The sequence below is a fragment of the Pseudoalteromonas rubra genome, assembly GCF_005887095.1.
Classification (GTDB): Bacteria; Pseudomonadota; Gammaproteobacteria; order Enterobacterales; family Alteromonadaceae; genus Pseudoalteromonas; species Pseudoalteromonas rubra_E.
In genome coordinates this window covers 146,972-170,729 of record NZ_PNCI01000017.1, presented here as the reverse complement: position 1 = coordinate 170,729, position 23,758 = coordinate 146,972, and the positions used below count along the sequence as shown (strand labels likewise).

Sequence of the window (23,758 nt, the reverse complement as noted above, 5' to 3'; positions counted from 1 at the left end):
AGGTCGTTTGATCAGCGGTTATGCAAAAAGAGTACATCCAGTCATTACCCAAATACATAACTTTATGCGAACGCAACTATCTGCGGGCGCTAAAACTGCTTCCTGAAGAAAGCGTAGGTAGCAGCCGTGAAGTACACCTCGGCGCAGCCAGTTACCAAATCCGCGTTGACGGCATTGCCCGTTACACCACAGATATTGCTGTGGTGCAGAAACAACAGATCAGCGCCCATCTGGATGATTTTGCTTTATCTGTGCGCTTATACCACGATGCCAAAGTGGCAGAAGTGATCCACCACGACTTTCATCAGCGCATTAAACCGTCCTATCGCTATCCTAATCCAGACATGCACCATAAAGACGAAAAATATCAGCTCAATGCGTTTTTAGCGGACTGGTTAATGGCCTGTCTGGAAAGTGGCCGGGTACCACTCAACTGGGATGTCAATAATGGCCTGGTTTGAGCAGTCACATCAGTTCAGCGGTGCTGAATTACGTCTGGCACATATCACAGACAGCCACCTGTTCGGGACTCGTGAGGGATGCTATTTTGAGGTCAACACGGCGGCGCATTTTAGCAGGGTGCTTGATGCCCTGGCTGGCGAGCAGCTCGATGGCGTGGTATTTGGTGGCGACTTAACTCAGGATCACAGTAGCGCCTCATATGCATTGTTTGCAGAGTTGCTGGCGCAATCAGCGCTCGATTGCCCACTCTTTTGGGTGCCTGGCAATCATGATGATCTTGCTTTGCTGGCCCAGATCAGCGAAGGACAGATCAGTGCCGCTAAGCACTTGCAGTGCGAGCAGGGTGATATTGTGTTACTTAACAGCAAGGGGCCGACACCCGCAGGCTGGTGCGATAATACGCACCTGACAGAGCTGGAGGCTGTGCTGTGCGACGCAACACGGCCGGTATTGGCATTTTGCCATCATCATCCAATCCCGATTGATGGCTATCTGGATAAACATATGCTGGAAAACGGCCCTCAGCTGCTCAATACACTGGTAAACAGTAAGCGTGTTGAGGCACTCATTCATGGTCACGTACATAATGCCTATTCACAGCAGTACCGAGGTTTACCTGTTTATGCCACGCCTGCCACATCTATTCAGTTCACTAAGCATTCGATGCAATGGCTGCAGCATAATACAGGCCCAGCTTATCGGTTGGTCCACTGGACTGCACAAGGTCTGCACACTGAGGTCAAATGGCTCGCAAATTAATCTACATTCATGGCTTCAACAGCTCGGAGCAATCCTTTAAGGCACAACAATTAGGCCAGTGGCTTGCTCAGCAGCCGATAGACTGCACGTACCTCACACCCCGCTTACATTACGACCCGGCGATAGCAATGCTCCAGCTGGAGCAATTGATAGACAAAGACACTGCGCTGATCGGCAGTTCATTGGGTGGGTTTTATGCGACTTATTTGTCGCAACGCCATGGTGTACGCGCTGTGGTTGTCAATCCAGCGGTCAGGCCATTTGAACTATTGCATGACTATCTTGGACCTCAGTATAATCCCTACCAGCAACAGCATTACACGTTGACGCACCAACATGTTGAAACTCTGCGTCAGCTCTACGTTGAGTCACTGCACTCACCAGAAAATATTTTATTGCTACAACAAAGCGGCGATGAAGTGTTACCCTATCAACAGGCTGTAAACTACTTCAGCGCCAGCCCCAGTCGCATTGAGTTTGGCGGGGACCATAGTTTTATTGGTTTTGAGCGGTACTTTGACACCCTTGTCAGGTTTCTCGAAATCACCAACACGAACAAAGAAAATCAGATCCAATTATGAGTCAGCAGAATTATAATGCCGAAGCCATTGAGGTGTTGAATGGCCTGGAGCCGGTGAAACGCCGGCCTGGCATGTATACCGACACCACACGACCCAATCACTTGGGTCAGGAAGTAATAGACAACAGTGTCGATGAGGCCCTGGCTGGCCATGCCAGCAAGATCGATGTGATCCTGCATGAAGACAATTCGCTCCAGGTGATTGACGACGGGCGTGGCATGCCGGTTGATATTCACCCCGAAGAGGGGATCCCCGGCGTAGAGCTGATCCTGACCAAACTGCACGCTGGTGGCAAATTCTCAAATAAGAACTACCAATTTTCCGGTGGTCTGCACGGGGTGGGGATCTCTGTGGTCAACGCCTTATCAACCCGGGTTGAAATCACGGTTAAGCGTGATGCCCAGGTGTACCAGATGGCATTCGAACATGGCGACAAAGTCGAAGACTTAGAAGTGACTGGCACGGTTGGTAAACGCAATACCGGTACTTCAGTGCAATTCTGGCCAGATCCCAGCTATTTTGATTCCGCCAACTTCTCGCTCAGCAAGCTCAACTACCTGCTCAAAGCCAAAGCCGTGTTGTGCCCGGGTCTGCGTATTCGCTTTATTAACAAGCAAACCAAAGAAACGCAGGAATGGTGTTATGAATCAGGCCTGGAAGATTACTTAAAAGACAGTGCGAAAGGCTATGAAACACTGCCGAAAAGCCCGTTTGTGGGTAGCTTCAGTGGCTCAACAGAAGGCGTTGACTGGGCATTACATTGGTTGCCAGAGGGTGGTGAGTCGATCACCGAAAGTTATGTGAACCTTATTCCCACCGCGCAGGGCGGTACACATGTCAATGGCTTGCGTCAGGGTCTGCTGGAAGCCATGCGTGAATTTTGTGAATTCCGTAACCTGTTGCCACGTGGCGTGAAGCTGACCCCCGATGATGTCTGGGACAAGTGTAGTTATGTGTTGTCGGTGAAAATGCAGGATCCGCAATTTGCCGGTCAGACCAAAGAAAAACTGTCATCGCGTTCTTGCGCCACCTTTGTTTCTGGGATTGTCAAAGATGCTTTCAGCCTGTGGCTGAATGAGCACACCGACACCGCCGAAGCATTGGCTGAACTGTGTATCAGCAATGCCCAGAAACGTATGCGTGCGGCCAAGAAAGTGGTGCGTAAAAAGGTCACCAGTGGCCCGGCATTACCGGGTAAGCTAACCGATTGCTCTGGCTCAGAAACCGAACGTTCGGAGCTGTTCCTGGTGGAAGGGGACTCAGCGGGGGGCTCTGCCAAACAAGCGCGTGACCGCGAGTTTCAGGCCATCATGCCGCTGCGTGGTAAGATTCTGAATACCTGGGAAGTGGATTCCGGGCAGATTTTGGCTTCGCAGGAAGTCCACGACATCTCTGTGGCTTTAGGTATAGACCCTGACTCCGAAGATCTGTCAGCGCTGCGCTACGGCAAAGTATGTATTCTGGCCGATGCTGACTCCGACGGACTGCACATTGCTACTTTGTTGTGCGCCTTGTTCGTTAAACACTTTCCTGAGCTGGTGCGTCGTGGTCATGTGTATGTGGCAATGCCTCCTTTGTTCCGAATCGACGTGGGTAAAGAAGTGTTTTACGCGCTGGATGAAGATGAAAAGCGCGGCATCTTAGACCGCATTGAAGCTGAGAAAAAGCGCGGCAAAGTAAACGTACAGCGCTTTAAAGGATTGGGTGAAATGAACCCGATGCAGCTGCGTGAAACCACCATGGATCCCAATACCCGCCGTCTGGTGCAACTGACCCTGGATGAACCAGAGGAAACGCTGGAAGTGATGGATATGTTATTGGCTAAGAAACGTGCCGGCGACAGAAAGACCTGGCTGGAACAACATGGTGATAAGGCAGAAGTGTAAGCTGGCTGCCATGGTGCTGCGCCGATGAAGCGTGCCACCAAGTATTAAATTCGGATGATTACGCCAACGCGATAACTCGTGTGCGGTACAACAAACAATAAGGTGTATCATGACAGATCCGCAAACCCTGTCGTTACAGGGGATTGAACAACTGGCGATGGGCCGCTTCACAGAAGACGCCTATCTCAATTACTCCATGTATGTGATCATGGACCGGGCCCTGCCACACATTGGCGACGGCCTCAAGCCAGTACAACGGCGTATTGTGTATGCCATGAGCGAGCTGGGCCTGTCGGCCGCAGCCAAATATAAAAAGTCTGCCCGTACTGTGGGTGACGTGCTGGGTAAATACCACCCGCACGGCGACAGTGCCTGTTACGAAGCTATGGTGCTGATGGCGCAGCCATTCTCCTACCGCTACCCACTGATAGATGGCCAGGGTAACTGGGGTGCGGCTGACGACCCTAAGTCGTTCGCTGCGATGCGTTATACCGAAGCGCGCTTGTCTAAATTCTCAGAAGTACTACTCAAAGAGTTGGGCCAGGGCACGGTTGACTGGATCCCGAACTTTGACGGCACCATGAATGAGCCTATGGTGCTGCCGGCACGATTGCCGCATATCCTGCTTAATGGCGTGACCGGTATTGCCGTAGGTATGGCCACAGACATTCCACCGCATAATGTGCGCGAGCTGGCTGAAGCCTGCTGTACCTTGCTGGACAAGCCGAAAACCACACTGGAAGAAGTGCTGGAGATGGTGCAGGCGCCGGACTATCCAACTGAAGCCGAGATCATCACACCGAAAGCGGAGATCCAGAAGATTTACACCACCGGACGCGGCTCGATTAAAATGCGTGCGGTGTATGAAGAAGATCAGGGTGAGGTAGTGATCACTGCGTTGCCCCATCAGGTATCCGGTGCCAAGGTGCTGGAGCAAATTGCGGCACAGATGACGGCTAAAAAGTTGCCTATGGTCGCTGATTTACGCGATGAATCGGATCATGAAAACCCAACCCGTATTGTGGTGGTACCGCGCTCTAACCGGGTGAAAGTTGAGCCGCTGATGGCGCACTTGTTTGCCACCACAGATCTGGAAAAGAACTATCGGGTTAACCTCAACATGATTGGCCTGGACGGTCGTCCTCAGGTTAAAGACTTACGTTCTATCCTGGCCGAGTGGCTGGTGTTCCGTCGCGATACGGTGCGCCGTCGCTTGCAGTATCGCCTCGATAAGGTGCTGGCGCGTTTGCATATTCTTGAAGGTTTAATGATCGCCTTTTTGAATATCGACGAAGTGATTGAAATCATCCGCACCGAAGACAAGCCCAAAGACGAGCTGATGAGCCGCTTTGGACTGTCGGATAAACAAGCCGAAGCCATCTTAGACTTAAAACTGCGCCACCTGGCGAAGCTTGAAGAAATGAAGATCCGGGGCGAGCAGGATGAGCTGAGCGCTGAGCGTGACAAGCTGGAGCAAACGCTGGGCTCAGAGCGCAGAATGTCGACGTTGCTGAAAAAAGAAATTCGCGAAGCCGCGGAATTGTACGGAGATGAGCGTCGTTCACCGGTTGTGGAACGCCTTGAAGCTAAGGCTTTGAGCGAAAAAGATCTGATCCCGTCAGAATCAGTCACTGTGGTGCTGTCTGAAAAAGGCTGGGCCCGGGTTGCTAAAGGTCATGATATTGATGCTGAAGGACTCAATTACCGCGCCGGAGACAGTTATAAGGCATCGGCCAAAGGCCGCAGTAATCAGCCGGCGGTGTTCCTCGACAGCTCTGGTCGGGCATTTGCCACCGATGCGCACAGCCTGCCATCAGCACGTAGCCAGGGGGAGCCCATGACGGGGCGCTTTAACCTTGCCGCAGGCACCAACTTTGAACATGTGGTGATGGGTGAAGAGCAGTCACTTTATTTAATGGCCACCGATGGCGGCTACGGCTTTATTGCTGAGTTTAACGACCTGGTCAGTAAAAATAAAAACGGTAAGGCGCTCGTTAGCATCCCGAAAGGGGCTGAGCTGATGGCACCCATCACAGTGGGTGATGTGGCGACCGACCGGTGTATGGCCATTTCTAACGAAGGCCGGATGCTGATCTTCCCGCTGCGCGATCTGCCTAAGCTGGCCAAAGGTAAGGGTAACAAGATCATCTCTATCCCGAGTGCCAAAGTACAGGCCCGCGAGGAGTTTGTAAAAGTGCTCGCAGCAATACCCGATGGTTGTGCTGTAACCTTACATGCCGGCAAGCGCAAACTCACACTTAAACCCAGCGATCTGGAACACTACTATGGTGAACGCGGTCGTCGCGGTAACAAGCTGCCCAGAGGCCTGCAACGGGTCGATGGTTTTGAGATTGAGCACAATGGCAATGACGTCGCTGAAGCAGACGACAGCGAACAGCCATCGAGCGAGTCTTAATATATCGAGTGGGCATTGTGCATGCATGATGTCCACTTGCTTTTCTTCACTCTGTACTCATGAACATCAAACTCATCACCAGACAGAGGTCTCCTCTTCACGTGCCCAGGATTATACAGTGGCTGTTTTTCTTTGATGAAGGAAAGTTGTAGTGTTTTATAATTTTACTTTGATCTTTTTTCTGTTTATAAGCGGTTTTGTAAAAGCATTCGATTATAAACTTTGTGATGGTCTCCTCTATGATGTTTCGTACAAGCAGAGGGGGTTCCGGGGGCATGTCTATGCTGAAAAATGCAAATTAAATGAAGGGATTATATATGATTATGAATCTTCTATACTAAGCTCTTTCGTTGAGAAATCAAACGTGGATGGGTTACACAAGCAGGTTTCAACCCTAAAAATTAGGGGAGACTCCTATGAGCTCATAAACGAAGCCATGATCCGTAAGTATAAGTTAAATAATAAAAAGGGATTTGAATATGATATTTTGGTTAGTTCGATTTATGAGCATCTTGACTATGCTGGTGCTGAAAAAAGCAGATTACGGATTTCAGAAAACTGCTTTGTAGTTGAATCACACTCTAATGAAGCCGATAATGGAACTCTTTTTTTAATAATAAAATTTATCAACAGTTCTAAATCACTTTTTTCAAAAAATATTAATAGTGTTCTTATCAATAATTATAGGATAACTAGCTTCATAGCCAAGGGAGCAATTGGTAAAGGGATTCTTTCTGACATTTGCAATCAGAATGAAAGCTATTGGAATAAGCACGTTTTAGAGCATCGGATGTAAATCGGAAGAAATATGGGACACATTAATGGTTTTTTAAAATTGTAACTTTGCTGTTTTTTATGTTCTCAAACTTGGCCATTGGAAAAGAGAATAATGTAAGAAGAATTATTGATTTTGCTATATATGAAGCATCATCTTCAGAGCAGCTTATCAACTATATAAATAAGTGTGAAAGATGTAGCGATGAGGAGATGGTTAGGATATTAGAAAGCGTCACAGCATTCGGTTTTTATGTTGTATCGCAAAAAATGCATGCTACTGGGTATAGAATATCAGATGAGCAATATGATTCACATATTTCTATGTCTTGCTCTAATGGAGAGATAGAAATGTTGAAAATTCTCTTGAATAGAAGCTACTACATATTCAAAGATTCTGTAGTGTTTTAGACTTGTTTAAGTGATGCCTTAAGGAGAGAAAGTTACCCAGTGGTTGAGTTTTTATCAGAAAAACATCCATCTCTTTTATATAGTGATAAAGCTAAGGTTATTTACAGGAAGTACTCGAAGGAATTTTTAAGTGGCTTTAATATTGTTAAGCCCTTTAAATAAGAATGGTTGAAATAAATTAAAGTAACCAACTCTTCTTAATTGGCGCTTGGTGAGCGCCTTTTTTTGTAAGTTAGTTTCAGAGTTATTTATACAATTACTCAAAATCGGCATTCAGTGAACATGGTTGTTCGAGCAGTTTTTACTATTCCAAAAAATGATATTAACATCCACTCAAAACTTTATGTGGACAACCTGTCCAAATCTTTGAGGGGAAATGAGACGAACACTTTTACCTCAGTGCAAAAATATTAGCCTGATGAACTACAGCTCAACGAGCAGACTGACCTAAAACCGTTCTAAAAATCAATGATGTTGTGGATACTCTGTGTAATTACCGTCACGGTAATTCTTGGTGTCGACCACCTAACAAAAGGCAGGAAAGTGTACACATCAAGCCGGTGATTACCGAGGTGTACGAGTGTATCTCTGCCGAGTATCAAATTTCAGAAGCTGACTGAGCAGCTATAAACTGACTGGATAACTGCCATAGGCTCACAGAGCGGCCTGCTTTTGGTCTGAGGCCGCCTTAACGCTGTGACGTGAGTTTTAGTTAACCAATGACCGATAACTCTCAATCGCACTGGCTTTTTCTTCATGAATAAGGGCGAGCAGATCCAGTCCGTCTTCTTGCCAGCGAGCAGGGATCGCCATGTTATCAATGCGGAACTGATCTGAATCTTCGTTCACAATACACAGCTCGTCGTGTATCGCAAAGACCCCATGGTCGAACGGCTTGCCAGGAGCAGCTTGTTTAACATAGAACCTTTCTCTTTGATTCTTAGCTGCTTTTTTCAGTGCTCTGTGATGACAATAGGGGTTATTACCGCGCTTGCCAAAAAACACATGAGCGGTCCAGTGACAGCCTGCACGGCATACAGAGGCAAATTCACAGCTGCTGCATTCGCCCCACAGGTGGCGGGTGGCATCTTCGGGTGTAGTGATGTCGTTGATGCGCAGCTCGGGACTATTCTGGTAAATGTCCTGCAGCTTACGGTCGCGAATATTGCCACCTGTATATTGATCGCTTGGTAGTGATGGACAACCCTTGATGCTGCCATCGGCTTCAATGCCTATTGCATTTTGACCTGCGCTACAGCCGCGGGTGAAGGCCCACTTTGCCTCGGATGCGATGGGCTCTTTCAGCAATCGCTCATACGGCCCAAAATAACCAATGTTATTACCCATGTGTACACGTATCCCCTCGCTGTTACCCCGTTTGGACAGGTAGGCGAGTAACGGGAACACATCCAGGAGTTCATAAGGTTGTAGTAAGATATGCGAGTTTTCGACGGCATTTCCCATAGGGACCGTGAGAGCCAATTGCCACGCGGAAATACCTGCTTTGAGTAACTCTTCGTACAGGGAAGGAAGTTCGGCAATGGACTCACGATTTACCTGTGAGTTACAGCCAACCGGGATCCCCGCTTCACGCAGGTGTGCAATGGTTTCAAAACACTTTTGCCAGGCGCCTTGTTTGCCTCTGAGCAGGTCGTGGCTGCGTTCCATCCCGTCAATTGACAAAGAGACCGCCGCAATTCCCGCTTCCTTCATCCGTTTAGCTGTACCGAGAGAAATCCCGTAGCCACCCGTTGTCATGGTTGCCTTCATGCCTTTTTTGGTGATCTCTGCTGCAATTTGTAACCAGTCGGGGCGCATAAATGCCTCGCCCCCGATTAGGGTGACTTCTTTAATACCCAGATCTGCCATCTGCGCGACTAAATCCAGTGCTTCACTGGTGGATAATTCATCAACCCTTGCATCGCCTGCTCTCGAACCACAGTGGTTGCAGGCGAGATTGCATTTCAATGTAATTTCCCAGACCGCATAAGTTTGTCTGTATGCAGCATTTATTCGAATATCAGATCTGTGTGTTAAATCAGTCATACTGGCCCCTAATCATTTGGTATTGTGCGTATTACTAAGCAGGCTGTTAGTCAGCTAGGCTACATCCGTAGATTTGTACACCCGGACCAACTGCATCAGCACACAACATGTCATGTGCCATGCCTTTGCTCAGGTAGTTGTTGCTCAGCTTTGAGCCACCTTCAATTTTTGCTAGTAGCTCTTCTGCTTCGATGACTGCTTTTACATTTTGTTTAGTTGTTTTCATGGTATTTCCTTGTAATGAGTTATTTATCAATCATATGGTCTGTCGACCTGCCAGTAGCAATAACAGAGCTACTGGTGCACCGGGTTCGATCTGTAAGTCAGTTCTAATCGGTACGCCTTCAATCATGCGAGTTCTCTGTCAGGCTGTCAAAATCAGAAGATAATAAAAATAAACATATAAAACAGGCGCTTAGGTCGTTGTGTTATAAGCGGGGTTGAACTCAATAAGGTTTGATAAGTGGATATTGTGAAGGAGAGCTGAGCTTGAGGTGCGGTCGATTAGTCGCGCTGAGCGCCGAAATGAAATGGTCGGGCATGTGATGCTATTGCACTCAAATAAAATAGAGTAAATATTTTATTGCGCAGGGCGTCATAGCTGGCGGTGATCAAACAAGGAACCATTATGAAATATCTACCGCATATATTAGGACTGGCTGCTCTGGCAGCCACATCATCAGTGAGCGCGGCTGCGTTACCTGACCCCCAGGCTTTGCTGCAGCATTATCTTTCAGGTGATTACAACGATGGGGATGCGCCTCTAAATGCCGTTATGGGCTATTTTCAGTATCATGATCAAGAATTGAGAGAAGTGCTTTCAAATCAATCTCCGGAATTGGTCGATATACTGGAAAGCGCGAGCTATTGTTATGCCGCAGTTGCCACAAAACCCGGCCCGGATTTATTACCTGAGCTTTTTCACTACCAAGACGGGCGCTGTCTTGTCGTCCAGGATGAAGTCATGGAGCAAGGGCGCTACTACAGTGACAGTCAGTGTCGAATTGATATCGACTATAAAACTGAATCAGACATCGATTTTTGTGTGCGAGAATTTGACCACAAAGCGGAAAAATATGGCAGCACCGCTGATTTACACTCTACCAGAGATGCCTGGATGCCTGGTTACAGTGCCACATTACCTGTCACAACTCGTCCTCAATCTTTTAGTGAGATCCCACTGTTGCAACGCAGCACTTACAAAAGAGTGCACAATGAGCAAGGTACGTGTCACCTTGAAATGCGTGTTTATAAAAACATGGATCAACATAGCGCAACTCCCATCATGCTCATCCATGGTGGCGGGTGGTTAGCAAGGCTGAAAACGGCGCGCTTAATGGAAGCGCAAATTGCCCAGCTGACCGAGGCTGGCTTCGTTGTGTATATGCCTTTTTATCGTCTGGCTCAAGAGCAAGAGGCTGGGCCTGCGTGTAATAATGTGTCGATTGAAGATAGTAAAAACGACATAAGAGATGCTTATTTGTGGGTATTGTTCAACAACTACAAGTACACACATAGCTTCAAGTCTATTCGTTTATTGGGGCAGTCTGCCGGCGGGCATATGGCGGTATGGCTGTCGCAGCAGTTTCCATTCTTAATCAACAAAATCGCGCCTATGTTTCCGGTAGCAGATTTTGCTCATCAGCTGAAGGAATTGCAAGATGGCAGCTATACACACAGCTATATCAAAAATATGCTTGCAATTTTGTCCGGCAAATCGGATTGGCAAGAGCTCAGTGGCAATGAGCCACTGATAGTGAATAACAGCCTGTTGGATTATATAGAGCAATACCCAGGCATCGCACCCGATATGTTTATCAGTCACGGGATGGCGGATGTCATCGTCTCTCCCAGTCAATCACTGAGGCTTTGTAACGCACTTTCTGGTGATATTAACGGTGGACCCGCGCAGGTTAACGCGCTTAATTTTAATCAGCAGTATGCGCAAATCCAGTGTCGCAGCGGCAGTGAGCTACACCTGCTGGAAAATGCGGGGCATCACTTTGATGGCTGCGGGTTAGGTTTATGTGATGTTGGCGGTGAGCAAGGGAGTGTTGCCACCAAAGCGCTGATGGAAAATATGGTGAACTGGCTGAAATAACCAGGCACCAATTGCCATTCATAGAGTGTTGTGGGCCTGTCTGGTAACTACGACAGGCACACAATGCTTTTTTTCAGACGAGTACTACATAGTCAGGCCCTGCTTTATATGCGATAGCAGTGCGGTTACTTTTTTCTGCGGGTACTTTCTGCCCGAATAAAACGCATAGAGAATAAGATCCTCTGGCTCATAGTCTAACGGGATTTTGACCAGTGTACCCGCTGCGATTTCGGCCTCACAGGCATGCTCGGGCAAGATGGCAAATCCCAGCCCTTTAAGAGCAGCCGCTTTAGCCATATGGCCACTGTTTACCTTGTAACGTGATGGCAGGTGCAGGGTCTTATTGCCCTTAAAGCGCCAAGGTGCCCCCTGAAGTACAGTGAAACTGGAGATGCAGGGCATCTTGCTGAGCATATCAAGAGAGTCAGGCATGCCCCGGGAAGTAATTAATTCCGGGGAGGCGACAACGCAACTTGGAAAGTGGAGCAGCGTTTTAGCCACCCAGCCCGAGTCTTCCAGTGTGCCGCGGTCAAAGCGCACTATCATATCAAAACCTTCGAGCACCCCTTCCGTTGGATTGAGTTGCGTGTCACAGCTGAGTTGTATATCTGGGTGCAGCTGGCAAAAGTGCGTAATGAGCTCTGCCAGAATGGGCAGATCAGGGATAACAATTTTAAGGTGGCCCGACAGCTGACTGCTTTGCTGTGACACTTCGACCAGTGCATCATTCATCGCCAGAGTCAGTGGCTTGAGTGTCTGATAAAGCCGGGTACCAGCAGCTGTGGGGTGCATTTTTCGGGTTGTGCGTTCCAATAAGCGGATATTCAGGTGTTGCTCCAGCAAAGCGACATGCCGGCTTACATTAGAAGTGGGTAACTGGCGTTGTTGTGCTGCGCGTTTAAAACTCAGTTGCTCATATACAGCCAGAAAGCTTAGCAGCCACTGAAGATCGCTTCGCTCTATCATGATTCTCTCATTAGATGGGATTAATAAAGTCATACTAGCATGTTTATCCCACTTAGTTGCTTTGTAACACTTCATGAAGACATCAATGAATGGAGAAAAGCATGCAAGAAAAACGTCGAATTGCGATTGTCGGCGCAGGTATCGCTGGCATGGCATTAGCACTGCTGGTCAGAAAACAAGGGCATCAGGTTGTTTTATACGAGCGTGCGCAGGCACCAGCTGCGATGGGGGCTGGCGTCACCTTGTGGCCAAATGCATTATTTGTATTGGAGCAAATGGATCTGACTCAGCAAATCGTTCAGGCTGGCGGCTTACCTGATTCACTACGTCAGTATGACCATCAGGGCACTGAGATCAGCGCGCTGAGTGTTAAGCAGTTAAACAAATTAAGTGGCTATCTAACGGTGACCATACTGCGTCGTGATTTGATCCGCTTATTGGCTGACGCGTTAACAGCCTTGGGGGGCGTGATCCGGTTTAATACGATCGTTTCTCACAAGGAAATTGACGGGCTTAGGAAAGAGTATGACCTGGTTGTTGGAGCGGATGGCAGGATGAATTCGGCGGTACGTCAGTACTTGTATCCTCAACATGTTCAGCCAGTGTATCAGGGCGTGGTAAATGTTATTGGCATTAGTGAGGCTGAGCCAGGGATGCTGAACAATAGCATTTGTGATTTTCGTCGTCCGGGCGAACGTTTTGGCATTGTACCGGTAAAAAAGAACTTATGTTTCTGGGCTGGTGCCTGGCGTTCAGTAATTGATAAAAACCGACCTGGAAAATACTTGTATCATGAGTTAAATCAGCGTTTTAGTTCCTGGGCTGAGCCCGTTCGGTCAGTGCTCAAAACGGCCGATACTGACACGATACAGCGTATTTTCGTACATGATCTGGATACACTGCCATATTGGCACAGAGATAATGTTGTACTCATTGGTGATGCGGCTCATGCATCATTGCCGACCTCGGGGCAGGGGGCCTGTCAGGCACTGGAAGATGCCTGGCACCTGGCTGGACTGATCTCAAAATATGATGACCCATCAGTTTTGCTGAGTACATTTTATGAGCGGCGTATTGCCAAGGCAACGGCTGCACAGCACAGTGGCCGGCAACTGGCCAGGCAGATTTTCTTTGCACATCACGAGAGTCCAACAGAGTGCTCGCCACTTTCCGTGGCAAAGCTGAATCAACTGTGGATGCAGGGGTTAGAATCCTAAAAAAGCCGTAGGTATTGCTGTTAATGAAATAGTTTGTCGTCACGGTTTTATTGTTGCAGCAGCCGCTAGCAGTCGGGTGGATCTCCCTGATCTTCTTTGCGCTTACGTTGTTCCTGCTTTGCTTTGGCGACATTTTTGAACACCGGAGGTGGGATAGGAAACAATGAGAGTAATGGAAAAATCGCCATCACCAGGTAGGCGGCTTTGGGCATGCCTTTGGCCCACCTGACGATCCTAATCAGACACCAGAGGCCGGTTACAACCAGTGTGAACAGCAGCGCCACGCGAATGAGTAGATCAAATAGGGTGAAACCGTCGGTGTCCATAGCTTTTGTTCCTTTACGTCAGATAGGATACTAGATAGGGACGTGGTGGTGAAAGATCAAGCAGGTTGTATTACATTGAGATTATTCAAAAAAATTTAATTTCACACATTTTAAAGGTAAAGTTAATCCATTTTTCGTATTTTGTTGTTGATTTTTTGTGTTGTTCAGCGCATGATATCAGCAGATTGCAAAGATAATAATGGAAGCACTCATCCTAATGGAATAGGAAATCGCATCGTACAGTGGACGTGGATGTGTCATTACTTTGTGTTGTATTAGCCTGAATTTGGATGAACCGAACGAGTTTATTACCATGCTAAAAACATCACTTTCTTTGATTGCCCTGGTGGCGTCTTCCGTTTCTTCCGTGAGCTTCGCAAATACCTGTACTGGTCAGCTATATGGCATAAACGCAGGGCGTGGCGATGTGGGGATCTTATTTGGTTTGAATGAGCAAGATAACAGTGCGTTTGCTCAGACCCTGGCAGAATTTAGTGCATCGGCACTGGCCTACGATGAAACCAGCAAGCGAATGTACTACCTCTCAGCCCCAAGGCCTTTTGAATATCAGGTTGACGTGAGTCATCTGAACCTCAGTGCTGAGCAATTAACACACTTACCAATTGAAGGTAAACGCTTTAAATACCTGCGCCTGGCCTACTACGACTTTGCAACTGATACCCATACTGTGGTTGGCAGGAGCACTCAGGTATTGAGTATGGTCTATGACCCTGAGCGCGATGCGCTGCTCGGTACCGACTTTAAAAAACTCTATGAGATTAACAAAAATACGGGTGAGGCGACGGAGCTGGGTGCACTGGGCTCGCTCAAAGGTAAGTTTCGCGGCGATCTGGTGATCCAAAATGGCAACTGGTACCTGATCACCAGTCGCAGTGTTTATCAGATAGATAAAACCACCTTCCAGGCAACCAAGCTGGTAAATCACAGCCTGACTGCGGCAACCGGAGCTGCATTGAATCAGGCTGGTGACATAGTGGTCAGCCGCACGCTAATCAACGACTATGGTCACGTTAACCGTTCTAAACTTTATAAACTGAATCCACAATCAGGTAATACGTGTTTGCTTGCTACCGTGCCGGTCAGGCTTAACGATTTAGCGGTGAATACGGATCAGCCTGTTGCCTGTTATGCCACGCCGAGCTGTGAGACAGATCCTGAACCGACCTTTACACTGGAGCCGCTCACAGATACTGTGCCTGAAGGTGGGCTGCTGCAATATCAAGTTACCTTGAGTAACCCTTACTATCAGGATGTGGTACTTGATGTCAGCGTCCAGGATGGCACAACGTCTGCGGATGACTACACGGCGCCGGTTTCCAGTATCACCCTTGGCGCCGGACAAACGAGCGCGACCATAGAAATCCCAACCCTAGATGATGCAACGCACGAAGCCAGTGAAACGCTGACTATACAGCTTGATGGCGCAACGCATACCAGTGGCACAGCCACACTGAGCGGCACAATTGAAGACAATGATCCAGCCTGTATACCAGACGACTATACGCGCATTCATTATCAGTTTGTCAGTGAAAGTGCAGGTTATAACAACGACTGGGGGATCAGGGTTAATGGCAGTTATGTTAAGTTGCTGGATGAGTACGGTGGTGCAGGCAGCTATGATGTGATTGACGGCGCCAGTTACGACTATGTGTTGTCGATTAATGGCAATCCTAACCAGCTGACCACCAACTACCGTGTTTATGGTGACAAGCAGTATTGGGAAGACCAAAATGACCGTGACTACAACGACTTTGTGTTAAAGGTCTGGACATCCAGTATTCAAAAAGGCTGTGACTAATCTCAGCTGAAGTGGCCTCAAACAGGAGGCCACTTTTCTTACACATCATCAATCAACAGTAACAGAACCGATGTGCGCTCCCGCCAGATTTAGCAAGCCTAATACCTGTCCGCAATGGTGCCCCTGAAGATTAAATAAGTAGGTCAGTAAGCTGGCGAAAGGCTCATGATTGTGTTCTTTCGAGCGTGTTTAGTGGTTGGCTAAAGGCAGTGTAATACTAATACAAGTGGCTGATAAGTATTTATAAATATAAATAAAAAAGACAGGGGAGTGATGAATATATTCATAGATGTACCTGAGCATATGCATTTAAGTTGTTGCTTTAGTTAACCTGTGGTAATTATCTGTTTACAATTTTAACCCATGGAAAAAAGAATGAAGCATAGCCCAAGGAAGCGACAGCAGGAAATTGTTAGATTCAATCAGCTGGTTCAGCGCTCCATTCGCCAGATGCGCAATGAGCTCGGTTTAAGCCAAAGAGAGTTGGCTGCCAAAATGTCGTCATCGGTTGACCAGTCAACGGTCAGCAACTGGGAAAGTGGCAAAACGGACATGACCAGTGCCCAGCTACTGGATATCTTTATGATTTTTGGTAAGGACCTAGTGTCTTTGTATTTTCGCTTTCTGAGCGACAAACCATCGGACTGTCCGGATAAACAAAACGAAGAAGAGGAGTCATAAGATGGATTTTTATACAGTGTTTACTTATTCTACCATCCCGTTTATGTTACTTGCGTTGATGTGTGCCTGGAAATATGAAGGGGCGCGGTATTTTTTAACCTTACTGTTAGGTTTGGAAATAGTTGACGTCGCTATGTACAAGGTAAGTTTTAACTGGACAACGCACTTGTATCTATACAACATGTTTATGTGCGCTCTTTTCTTAGTTCCCATAATATATCGGCATCGAATTGCTTATAATCTATACAAACTCACTCGCCAGCTTTTTTTTCTCCGTGTGTACCGAAATCATCACTTTGCAGTACAAGAAATCGGTATGATGTCTATATTTGCAATCGACTTTGTGCTGAACCTGTTTATTTATATTGAAGTGTGGCTCTACAAGTTTTATGTCATTGACGACTGGTTGATGAGTGCTGCAGTTAGAAATTACATAGTTATATCGCTCCAGATTTTGATGTACTGTGCTTTGTTAACCTATGTGTTCAGAACTCCACAGAGAGAAGCCTTTTATGGTAATGAAACTAACTGAATATTCTGTATGTCTGGTCGCCTGTTGCACAAAGATATTTTGTCTGTCATAGTCAGACAGAAATGCTATTAATATTTTCATCATTAACAGAGTGTTTGCAAGTGTTGTGTTACAGGTATTTTAAAAGGCGTATTGCTATGAAAGAGATTAAAGACAAGGATTTACAGCAGATAATAGGGGGAGTTAGTAACCCTGGCGACAAGAATAGACCTCCGAGAAGACAGCCGATTGAGAAGCCGCCAGCGTCTTAGAGATTTATGTAGACTTGTTATATCTGCTTTTAAAAATCTAGATTCGCAAATACGCAAAGTGTGTATTAATAATTTCATCATGCGGTAACCAACCGGATGAAATGTGTAATCTAAAGCGAGGAAGCGTTGGAATGAAAATAATCAGTAAAACAGACTTATTACTAGTACATGGAGGTAGCCCAAGAAGTCCCGGTGATCGCGATGTACCACCCAGATGACAGCCAATTGAAAAGCCCCCCAAGTCATAACCGTAGCTCCTGTAAAAGAGCTCCAGTGGGCATGGGATTGTACTGCTGAATATTGACAAGTCAGGTCAACGTCAAAGTTGGAGGCAGGGTCAATAGCAGCACTTTCCCGGGTTATTCTTTTTGTCTACTACTCATACCTAAAACGCCTGTCACTATACGTCAGGCGTCATTTCAAGTAAGCCAATATATTTCAAGTAAGCCAACGTATAGGTTAGCTCGCATACGTATGTGCTTTTTGTGGTTTGTAAGCATATAGGGTGCATTTGCTGCAACCACCTGAGCAGGCTAAGCCAGTTTAATGGCCAGACCTGCATAGCCTGGCGCCCTCCAGCGGGCCCTAAACCATGTTTCAAATTGATGAATTTAATAATTATGGGTTGTGATATTTTTATGTCTTCTTTGTTGTGGTAACTTTAAATAAAAGGAGATTTAATGTTTAATCCATTGATAAAAAGTGCAACGTCTGTCACTGCGGCCCTGATGCTTTACGGCATCGCCAATGCAAATGAAGCAGTGCTATCGGATGTGCCTGCCTGGACAGATCCGGAGCCTTGTCCGGTTGCACCGCTGGAAGCTGCTCAGGGAGAAACAAGTGGGCAAGTATTAAGGCGCAGCCCCGATGCGCTCATGCCCATGCAGCGTAATTGCGACGATTTTAACCCTCCTCCAACCCGAACTCGATTCGACAGTGGATACACAGTTTATCCAAACCGCAGCTTTACTACTGATGTGACTCGTTACCGGTATGTGTGTATTCGCTGGCGCTGGGATGATGAGCAACCCTTGGGAGTTGATAAACCTGTACTTTACAGCGACGGGCTGGAACTCGGAGCCAGTGATATTGTGCCACAGGAAGGCGGATTCAGGATTTGTGAAGAGTATGCCTCACGCCCGTTTACTGAGACAGGAGGTCATATCAGCATCCGCTATGGCAATGATAAGCGGCTGAATAAACCCATTGTACTGGTACAGGGCTATAATTTTGATATGCGGGGCTTTACACCCAATCGGGTGCCCATTGAGCGAGAGGTGTTGGATAACTTTTCAAGGTACTCAAAGCTTTACGAAAGTCGATTCAGACATGCCTTTAATAGTGGTTATGATCTGGTGGTGTTCCGCTATGCCAAGCAGGATGACGGAGTTCGCCACAACGCCAAAGCACTGGCGGCAGCACTTAAAACACTGGCGGCGCAGAGCAGTGAAATTCGCTTAGTAGGACATTCCATGGGTGGCGTAGCCGGGCGGCTGGCACTAGGGTATCTGGAAAAAGAAGGCTTTAACCATAAGGTGAAAAACTTTGTGGCTGTAGATGCCCCCTTCAGGGGCGTACATATGCCGGCAGATGTGATCAGCTTTGCCTATGAGATTGAAAATCAGGCCAATAAAATGAGATGCGGCGTTCGTTACCCTTTCAGTGGTTCCAAGCGCAGTGAGTGCCGCCGTGAGCGCGATCGCCTGCGCTCAATCAAAGACATTTTTACCAGCACAACTTTCAAAGATCTGCATGAGGGCAGCGCGGCAAACAACACCTTACGAAACCATATCCGTAGTCTGGATAATTACTTTGCCTATATGAGCGGCACCGATACTACGGCCATCAGTTATGGTTCTGACGATGGTAGATCTATTCCAGGAGTCTACACCGGCAATCGCTCACTGGATCTCAAGGTGGATATTCAATGGCACCTGTCCGGTGGCCGACACTCCCGGCTATATAGCAGCGCCCGCTCCGATGATAACGGCAGCTATATCCAGCTTTATCATCAGATTTCACGGGAAATGGATAAAGCGCCTTCCTGGGCCATTGGCTACGACAGGGGGATTTTGCTGGGTGACTGGACAACTGGAAGAATGAGCTTTGTTACTTCGGCATCTGCGTTTGATGGTCATATATTTGAAGAAACCAAATATTATACATCAGAACACAATGACCATAGGTTAATATTTTTCAAAATCAATGATTTAAAACTATAGTTTTCTAATGGTTCGGGGTGACAATATGTTACCCCAAAGGAGGTAAAGTATGAGAAAAATAGCGTTTATCTTATTATTTTCATTGGCGGGCTGCGACAGCAAAAACTCTAGCGAAGTTGCACCTGAGTCCTTTGAGTTTAAGAGTGCAACTCTCAGTGTTGCGCAATTGAATCCCAACTACAGCGACAGTGCCAATAACTCGGGATTGAGCTTTAACGGTGAGTTTTACTTGTATGGCAAAGAGCAAGGTAAAATCAAGCTAAGTGCTCAGGATCGATTAGTATTTACAAGTCCGAATGAACAGCAGTACAGCGCCCAGAACATCCCCAAAACCAGCTCCTTTGCCGAGCAATGTTGCAAGCTGGAGATATCTGGGCTGAGAGATACGCAGTATCAGTATCAAGAAAACCATACCTGGCTTGCGGAGCTGACCCGAAATAGTAAAGTCATGGAAAGCTTTGAATTAGCTTTACCTCAGATGGCACAGTTTATTTATCCAGGTGCGTCTGTTGACTATCAACAATTCGCTTTTACCGGTAACGATGTGATTTTAACTTGGCATCCTGAGACCGCCAAAGATCTCATTCGAGTTCGCTATACAATAGGCACTCAGCATGAAGGGCAGGCTCTTTGTAGCGGGCAGGATGCAATTACTGAGGAGCGCGCAGACAACCTCTCAGAATTAAATGGAGAGTTAGTTATTCCCGCCGATAAAATAGCACTTTGCCCTCAGCCAGTTGCGATTGACATAACGCTTGATTACGACAACGAAGAGCAGCGAACTATTACTACTCAAATACAAAAGAATACCTTTCATTTTATTGATTTCGAAATGGTTCAGATGATATCTCTCTACGAAGATGGCCCTTATAAACCAGAATAATAACAAGTCCCCCTGCGCTCTTAAGGACTCAATTAACAGTGGACGTTTCCTGCTTATCATAATCAACTGAATTGAAATTGATAATAGCCGAGTAGTTCCGAGTTACACAGCAGCGCCCGCTCCGATGATAACGGCAGTTATATTCAGCTTTATCATCAGATTTCACGGGAAATGGATCAAGCTTCTTCCTGGGCCATAGGTTATGACAGGGGAATAGCTGTGGGTGATTGGATAACAGGACGGATGAGCTTTGTGAGTACGGCATCTGCATTTGATGGTTATACTTTTAATAAACGGGTGTATTTGGGTCAATATTTTTGGGACGGGAATACACATGATGTTCAATTGGACCACTCGAATATACATTTTAAGAAAGAATATCTAGGCCTACGCTAAGGCTTGCAGAGCGTGGCGTTTGCCACGTTCCTAAATAAAAAAGGAAATTAGTTTATGAAAAAATACTTACTATTAAGTACACTAGTATTGATGGGCTGCGAGAGTAAAGATTCAAATGAAGTGAAACCAGAGTCTTTTCTTTTTAAAGATATTACATTGACAGCTATTCAATTGGACCCGAATTATGCTGGAAAAACAGATATAAGTTACACTGGTAGGTTTCCTCTTTATGAAAAGGAACAAGGAAAAGTGAAACTGAGCGGTCAAGATAAATTGATCTTTACGGGCCCAGATCGACAAACAGTTGCAGCATCTAACATACCCAAAACCAGCACCTCTGCAGAGCAGTGTTGTCAGATAAATATATCAAGTTACCCAGTTACATCACACCTGTATGCAAACGACAATATCTGGGAGGTGGCACTAACGCGCAATAGTAAAGTAATCGAAAGCTTTGACCTTTCATTACCTCAAATGATTCAATTTATATACCCAGGTGCCGCATCCCACTATGAGCAATTCATTTTTTCTGGAAACGATGTTGTGTTGACCTGGTATCCTGATACTGCCAAAGATCTTATTAAGATACGCTTTAGTATAGCGACTCAAAGTGAAGGTTCCAACCTTTGTAGTGGAGAAGAGTTTATTGAAAGGGAGTTTACTACAAACCTATCTGACCTGAATGGAGAGCTGGTTATTCCAGCAGATATAATTACTTTATGCCCACAACCAATAGATATTCAGGTCACTTTTAGCTTTGAAGATAAAGAAAAGCGTGTTGTACAAACCAAGCAGCATAAAAATACTGTGACTTTTTTCGATTTTAAAATGCAGCAAAGAATTACGTTGAAAGAATCTGTATCCGGTAAAAGTTAGTTGATTTGACAGAATAAAATTTATCCGCTTTGTTAGTTTATCTATCGTGTTGATTAGTACCGCCCAGAAGGCAGCCAATCGAAAGGCCCTTCGAGTCTTGACCGCTGTTCCTGCGAGAGAGTATTAGCGGGCATGGGATAATACGGCTGAATACTTACAGATCAGGTCAACTTCAAGGCCTGATACAGAGTTAATAGCAGCGCCCGCTCCGATGATAACGGCAGTTATATTCAGCTCTACTACGATATTTCTCGGGAGATGGATAATGCCGCTTCCTGGGCCATTGGCTATGACAGAGGTATCAGAGATACAGACGACATAACGGGACGCATGAGTTTTGTTAGTGCATCTTCCGCGTTGGATAGGGCTGCTTTTGATGTATCTCGCTACTACAATGCAAGTGTCAAGAAGCATTATGATCATCGCATTATATTATTTTCCAAATCAGATATTGGAATAGATTAATTTTAGAAATTGGCAGCCATTGTGGCTGCCTCAACAAGGAAACGTAACATCATGACAAAGCCGATACTCTTAAGCATGTTAATACTGACTCTGGCAGGTTGTAGTGGTAAATCTTCTGATGAGATATCAGAGGCTAATTTTACCCTAAGTAATATCGACATTAGTATTTCCGAATGGCGAGGCACTCATCTAAAATCGGAAGTAATTGGCGAAGTATGGCTTGCCGATGAAAACACAAAGCGCGCAACTTTGACTGGGAATGACTCTGTGATCTTAGCCGGTCCTGGCGAGATTGAAATCACGGCCCGTAACCGGTCAAAAACAACAGGCACAGACTATTGTTGTAACCTGTACTGGGCGTCAGAAAATATATCGGCTTCCGTTGATGGCCAATGGCAACTTAGTATTAACAGGCAATCAAAGCAAATAGATAGTTATCCAATTGAGTTTCCTCAACTTGTAGAGTTAACTTACCCAGTCAGCGAGCAAGACTATGATACGTTCGTCTATTCAGGTAATGATGTCATCATTACATGGGATCCCAATTCAGCCAGCGATTTAAAAAGTTACTATTTTCAGATCCGTACATTGAAAGAAGGTGAAAAGTGTAACGCTAAACAAACTATGGTATTAAGCAGTGATGTGACCGTTGACCCGGATAATTTTAGCGTCGAAGAACAGCTTATCATCCCAGCTGAGCTGATTGATTTATGCCCATCACCTATCAGTATTGAAGTCGGGTTGAGTAGTGAGAGTGTGAGTGTTCCCGTAAAAAGCACAATATACGGTAAGTCTTTAACCGCTAAGCTCGCTTCTAGCTTGGTTATAACCCTCAGTGAGCTAGGACAGAACCCATGAGTTCACAAATGAGCAGTGTATGAAAAAAGCATGACGGTTTTGACTCGCTCTTCTACTGGTTGTGATATTTTAGCCTCTGAGATCTTAAGGCTAGTCATCATCCTGTAAAAAAACTGCGCTAGCGCAAGCAATTCTTTTTCGACTCAGCTAAAATACTCGGTTATAAGTTATTCTCAGCCGCGCTGATTGCTGTGGTGTCTGTAGTGGCACGTTAAAACACAGGTTTGCGCGGTGTTCTTTGCTCAATGACACGGGGTTTGTATGTCTGACAAGTGCTATATCACGGCGCAACAATTACTTGAAGATTCATTTCGACTGGCGGCTCAGGTTTATGAAGACGGTTTTCGTCCCGACTTTATTATCGGTATTTGGCGTGGCGGCGCGCCTATCGGTATTGCGGTTCAGGAGTACTACGATTACAAAGGCATAGAAACAGATCACATTGCTGTGCGTACCTCGTCCTATTATGGTATTGGCAAGCAGTCGAAAGAGATCAAAGTGCACGGTTTGCACTACATTATCGAAAACGCAAATGCCGGCGACTCGTTACTTATTGTGGACGATGTATTTGATTCTGGTCGCAGTATTTATGCGTTACGTGAAAAGCTCGAAGAGCTGATGCGTCTGAATCTGCCAAAAGACATTCGTGTTGCTTGTCCATATTACAAGCCAACGAATAAAAAAGTCCCTATGACGCCGGATTATTTTATTCATGAGTCGGATGAATGGTTGGTCTTCCCCCATGAGCTGTCAGGGCTAACGCCAGACGAGCTGATCGCCGGGAAATCAGATTTGGCCAATATCAAAGACTTGTTTACTAAGTAAATCGG

The 23,758-nt window shown here is 46.3% G+C and carries 22 protein-coding genes; 18 read left to right on the top strand and 4 right to left on the bottom strand.

Annotated elements, in window-relative coordinates; translation table 11 throughout:
- Positions 1–20 precede the first annotated feature (20 nt).
- From CWB99_RS08535 to CWB99_RS08505, 7 genes are all read left to right on the top strand, one after another.
- Positions 21–461, top strand: coding sequence for a DUF1249 domain-containing protein (locus tag CWB99_RS08535; protein WP_138550472.1), 441 nt, complete (start codon positions 21–23; stop codon positions 459–461).
- Positions 448–1,221, top strand: a complete 774-nt coding sequence (locus tag CWB99_RS08530; protein ID WP_138550471.1) for a metallophosphoesterase — start codon at positions 448–450, stop codon at positions 1,219–1,221. The genes CWB99_RS08535 and CWB99_RS08530 overlap by 14 nt, the downstream gene beginning before the upstream one ends.
- On the top strand, positions 1,206–1,802 hold the full coding sequence (locus CWB99_RS08525) for a YqiA/YcfP family alpha/beta fold hydrolase (RefSeq protein ID WP_138550470.1): 597 nt from the start codon (positions 1,206–1,208) through the stop codon (positions 1,800–1,802). Before CWB99_RS08530 ends, CWB99_RS08525 begins: the two co-directional genes overlap by 16 nt.
- Complete coding sequence (parE, locus tag CWB99_RS08520; protein ID WP_138550469.1) at positions 1,799–3,688, top strand: DNA topoisomerase IV subunit B; 1,890 nt, start codon at positions 1,799–1,801, stop codon at positions 3,686–3,688. Before CWB99_RS08525 ends, parE begins: the two co-directional genes overlap by 4 nt.
- Before the next feature lie 109 nt (positions 3,689–3,797).
- Positions 3,798–6,104, top strand: coding sequence for a DNA topoisomerase IV subunit A (gene parC / locus CWB99_RS08515; RefSeq protein ID WP_138550468.1), 2,307 nt, complete (start codon positions 3,798–3,800; stop codon positions 6,102–6,104).
- A gap of 151 nt (positions 6,105–6,255) precedes the next feature.
- The gene (locus tag CWB99_RS08510) at positions 6,256–6,900 is read left to right on the top strand and encodes a hypothetical protein (protein WP_138550467.1); all 645 of its coding nucleotides are present in this window, start codon (positions 6,256–6,258) and stop codon (positions 6,898–6,900) included.
- A 71-nt stretch (positions 6,901–6,971) separates the two neighbouring features.
- Positions 6,972–7,289 carry a hypothetical protein gene (locus tag CWB99_RS08505; protein ID WP_212748503.1) on the top strand — a complete coding sequence of 106 codons (318 nt, stop codon included), beginning with the start codon at positions 6,972–6,974 and terminating at the stop codon, positions 7,287–7,289.
- Positions 7,290–7,997: 708 nt separating this feature from the next.
- Here CWB99_RS08505 and CWB99_RS08500 read toward each other — a convergent pair.
- Together CWB99_RS08500 and CWB99_RS08495 are read right to left on the bottom strand one after the other, a co-directional pair.
- Positions 7,998–9,335 carry a radical SAM/SPASM domain-containing protein gene (locus CWB99_RS08500; RefSeq protein WP_138550465.1) on the bottom strand — a complete coding sequence of 446 codons (1,338 nt, stop codon included), beginning with the start codon at positions 9,333–9,335 and terminating at the stop codon, positions 7,998–8,000.
- Positions 9,336–9,381: 46 nt separating this feature from the next.
- A complete protein-coding gene (locus CWB99_RS08495; RefSeq protein ID WP_138550464.1) occupies positions 9,382–9,561 on the bottom strand; it encodes a hypothetical protein in 180 nt (59 codons plus the stop codon).
- A 402-nt stretch (positions 9,562–9,963) separates the two neighbouring features.
- On the opposite strand from CWB99_RS08495, the gene CWB99_RS08490 reads away from it, so the two are divergent.
- Positions 9,964–11,436 carry an alpha/beta hydrolase gene (locus CWB99_RS08490; RefSeq protein ID WP_138550463.1) on the top strand — a complete coding sequence of 491 codons (1,473 nt, stop codon included), beginning with the start codon at positions 9,964–9,966 and terminating at the stop codon, positions 11,434–11,436.
- Positions 11,437–11,520: 84 nt separating this feature from the next.
- Here the strand turns inward: CWB99_RS08490 and CWB99_RS08485 are convergent, their stop codons facing one another.
- Complete coding sequence (locus CWB99_RS08485) at positions 11,521–12,402, bottom strand: LysR family transcriptional regulator (protein ID WP_138550462.1); 882 nt, start codon at positions 12,400–12,402, stop codon at positions 11,521–11,523.
- Positions 12,403–12,503: 101 nt separating this feature from the next.
- Here CWB99_RS08485 and CWB99_RS08480 point away from each other — a divergent pair, with 101 nt between their 5' ends.
- Positions 12,504–13,619 carry an FAD-dependent monooxygenase gene (locus CWB99_RS08480; protein WP_138550461.1) on the top strand — a complete coding sequence of 372 codons (1,116 nt, stop codon included), beginning with the start codon at positions 12,504–12,506 and terminating at the stop codon, positions 13,617–13,619.
- A gap of 65 nt (positions 13,620–13,684) precedes the next feature.
- Here CWB99_RS08480 and CWB99_RS08475 read toward each other — a convergent pair whose 3' ends face one another.
- Positions 13,685–13,945, bottom strand: coding sequence for a hypothetical protein (locus CWB99_RS08475; protein ID WP_138550460.1), 261 nt, complete (start codon positions 13,943–13,945; stop codon positions 13,685–13,687).
- Positions 13,946–14,258: 313 nt separating this feature from the next.
- On the opposite strand from CWB99_RS08475, the gene CWB99_RS08470 reads away from it, so the two are divergent.
- From CWB99_RS08470 to CWB99_RS08430, 9 genes are all read left to right on the top strand, one after another.
- On the top strand, positions 14,259–15,764 hold the full coding sequence (locus CWB99_RS08470) for a Calx-beta domain-containing protein (RefSeq protein WP_138550459.1): 1,506 nt from the start codon (positions 14,259–14,261) through the stop codon (positions 15,762–15,764).
- Between the two features lie 375 nt (positions 15,765–16,139).
- Positions 16,140–16,445 carry a helix-turn-helix domain-containing protein gene (locus CWB99_RS08465; RefSeq protein ID WP_249331791.1) on the top strand — a complete coding sequence of 102 codons (306 nt, stop codon included), beginning with the start codon at positions 16,140–16,142 and terminating at the stop codon, positions 16,443–16,445.
- 316 nt (positions 16,446–16,761) lie between these two features.
- Positions 16,762–16,977, top strand: a complete 216-nt coding sequence (locus CWB99_RS08460; protein WP_138550458.1) for a hypothetical protein — start codon at positions 16,762–16,764, stop codon at positions 16,975–16,977.
- Positions 16,978–17,039: 62 nt separating this feature from the next.
- Positions 17,040–17,228 (top strand): bacteriocin, encoded by a 189-nt coding sequence (locus tag CWB99_RS24875; protein WP_138550457.1) that lies wholly within the window; start codon positions 17,040–17,042, stop codon positions 17,226–17,228.
- Positions 17,229–17,908: 680 nt separating this feature from the next.
- On the top strand, positions 17,909–19,450 hold the full coding sequence (locus tag CWB99_RS08450) for a lipase/acyltransferase domain-containing protein (protein WP_138550456.1): 1,542 nt from the start codon (positions 17,909–17,911) through the stop codon (positions 19,448–19,450).
- Positions 19,451–19,499: 49 nt separating this feature from the next.
- Complete coding sequence (locus CWB99_RS08445) at positions 19,500–20,333, top strand: hypothetical protein (protein ID WP_138550455.1); 834 nt, start codon at positions 19,500–19,502, stop codon at positions 20,331–20,333.
- A 450-nt stretch (positions 20,334–20,783) separates the two neighbouring features.
- On the top strand, positions 20,784–21,605 hold the full coding sequence (locus CWB99_RS08440; RefSeq protein WP_138550454.1) for a hypothetical protein: 822 nt from the start codon (positions 20,784–20,786) through the stop codon (positions 21,603–21,605).
- 516 nt (positions 21,606–22,121) lie between these two features.
- The gene (locus CWB99_RS08435; RefSeq protein WP_138550453.1) at positions 22,122–22,928 is read left to right on the top strand and encodes a hypothetical protein; all 807 of its coding nucleotides are present in this window, start codon (positions 22,122–22,124) and stop codon (positions 22,926–22,928) included.
- 261 nt (positions 22,929–23,189) lie between these two features.
- Positions 23,190–23,753 (top strand): phosphoribosyltransferase, encoded by a 564-nt coding sequence (locus CWB99_RS08430; protein ID WP_054014546.1) that lies wholly within the window; start codon positions 23,190–23,192, stop codon positions 23,751–23,753.
- The last annotated feature ends 5 nt before the right edge of the window (positions 23,754–23,758 follow it).

What these genes read in the sequence shown, in the direction of transcription:
- CWB99_RS08445 (WP_138550455.1), top strand. Translation starts at nt 19,500, where the DNA reads ATGAGAAAAATAGCGTTTATCTTATTATTTTCATTGGCGGGCTGCGAC.
- parC (WP_138550468.1), top strand. Translation starts at nt 3,798, where the DNA reads ATGACAGATCCGCAAACCCTGTCGTTACAGGGGATTGAACAACTGGCG.
- CWB99_RS08535 (WP_138550472.1), top strand. Translation starts at nt 21, where the DNA reads ATGCAAAAAGAGTACATCCAGTCATTACCCAAATACATAACTTTATGC.
- CWB99_RS08485 (WP_138550462.1), bottom strand. Translation starts at nt 12,402, where the DNA reads ATGATAGAGCGAAGCGATCTTCAGTGGCTGCTAAGCTTTCTGGCTGTA.
- CWB99_RS08440 (WP_138550454.1), top strand. Translation starts at nt 20,784, where the DNA reads ATGAAAAAATACTTACTATTAAGTACACTAGTATTGATGGGCTGCGAG.
- CWB99_RS08450 (WP_138550456.1), top strand. Translation starts at nt 17,909, where the DNA reads ATGTTTAATCCATTGATAAAAAGTGCAACGTCTGTCACTGCGGCCCTG.
- CWB99_RS08525 (WP_138550470.1), top strand. Translation starts at nt 1,206, where the DNA reads ATGGCTCGCAAATTAATCTACATTCATGGCTTCAACAGCTCGGAGCAA.
- CWB99_RS24875 (WP_138550457.1), top strand. Translation starts at nt 17,040, where the DNA reads ATGCTATTAATATTTTCATCATTAACAGAGTGTTTGCAAGTGTTGTGT.
- CWB99_RS08490 (WP_138550463.1), top strand. Translation starts at nt 9,964, where the DNA reads ATGAAATATCTACCGCATATATTAGGACTGGCTGCTCTGGCAGCCACA.
- CWB99_RS08435 (WP_138550453.1), top strand. Translation starts at nt 22,122, where the DNA reads ATGACAAAGCCGATACTCTTAAGCATGTTAATACTGACTCTGGCAGGT.
- CWB99_RS08530 (WP_138550471.1), top strand. Translation starts at nt 448, where the DNA reads ATGGCCTGGTTTGAGCAGTCACATCAGTTCAGCGGTGCTGAATTACGT.
- parE (WP_138550469.1), top strand. Translation starts at nt 1,799, where the DNA reads ATGAGTCAGCAGAATTATAATGCCGAAGCCATTGAGGTGTTGAATGGC.
- CWB99_RS08500 (WP_138550465.1), bottom strand. Translation starts at nt 9,335, where the DNA reads ATGACTGATTTAACACACAGATCTGATATTCGAATAAATGCTGCATAC.
- CWB99_RS08465 (WP_249331791.1), top strand. Translation starts at nt 16,140, where the DNA reads ATGAAGCATAGCCCAAGGAAGCGACAGCAGGAAATTGTTAGATTCAAT.
- CWB99_RS08475 (WP_138550460.1), bottom strand. Translation starts at nt 13,945, where the DNA reads ATGGACACCGACGGTTTCACCCTATTTGATCTACTCATTCGCGTGGCG.
- CWB99_RS08470 (WP_138550459.1), top strand. Translation starts at nt 14,259, where the DNA reads ATGCTAAAAACATCACTTTCTTTGATTGCCCTGGTGGCGTCTTCCGTT.
- CWB99_RS08495 (WP_138550464.1), bottom strand. Translation starts at nt 9,561, where the DNA reads ATGAAAACAACTAAACAAAATGTAAAAGCAGTCATCGAAGCAGAAGAG.
- CWB99_RS08460 (WP_138550458.1), top strand. Translation starts at nt 16,762, where the DNA reads ATGATGTCTATATTTGCAATCGACTTTGTGCTGAACCTGTTTATTTAT.
- CWB99_RS08430 (WP_054014546.1), top strand. Translation starts at nt 23,190, where the DNA reads ATGTCTGACAAGTGCTATATCACGGCGCAACAATTACTTGAAGATTCA.
- CWB99_RS08480 (WP_138550461.1), top strand. Translation starts at nt 12,504, where the DNA reads ATGCAAGAAAAACGTCGAATTGCGATTGTCGGCGCAGGTATCGCTGGC.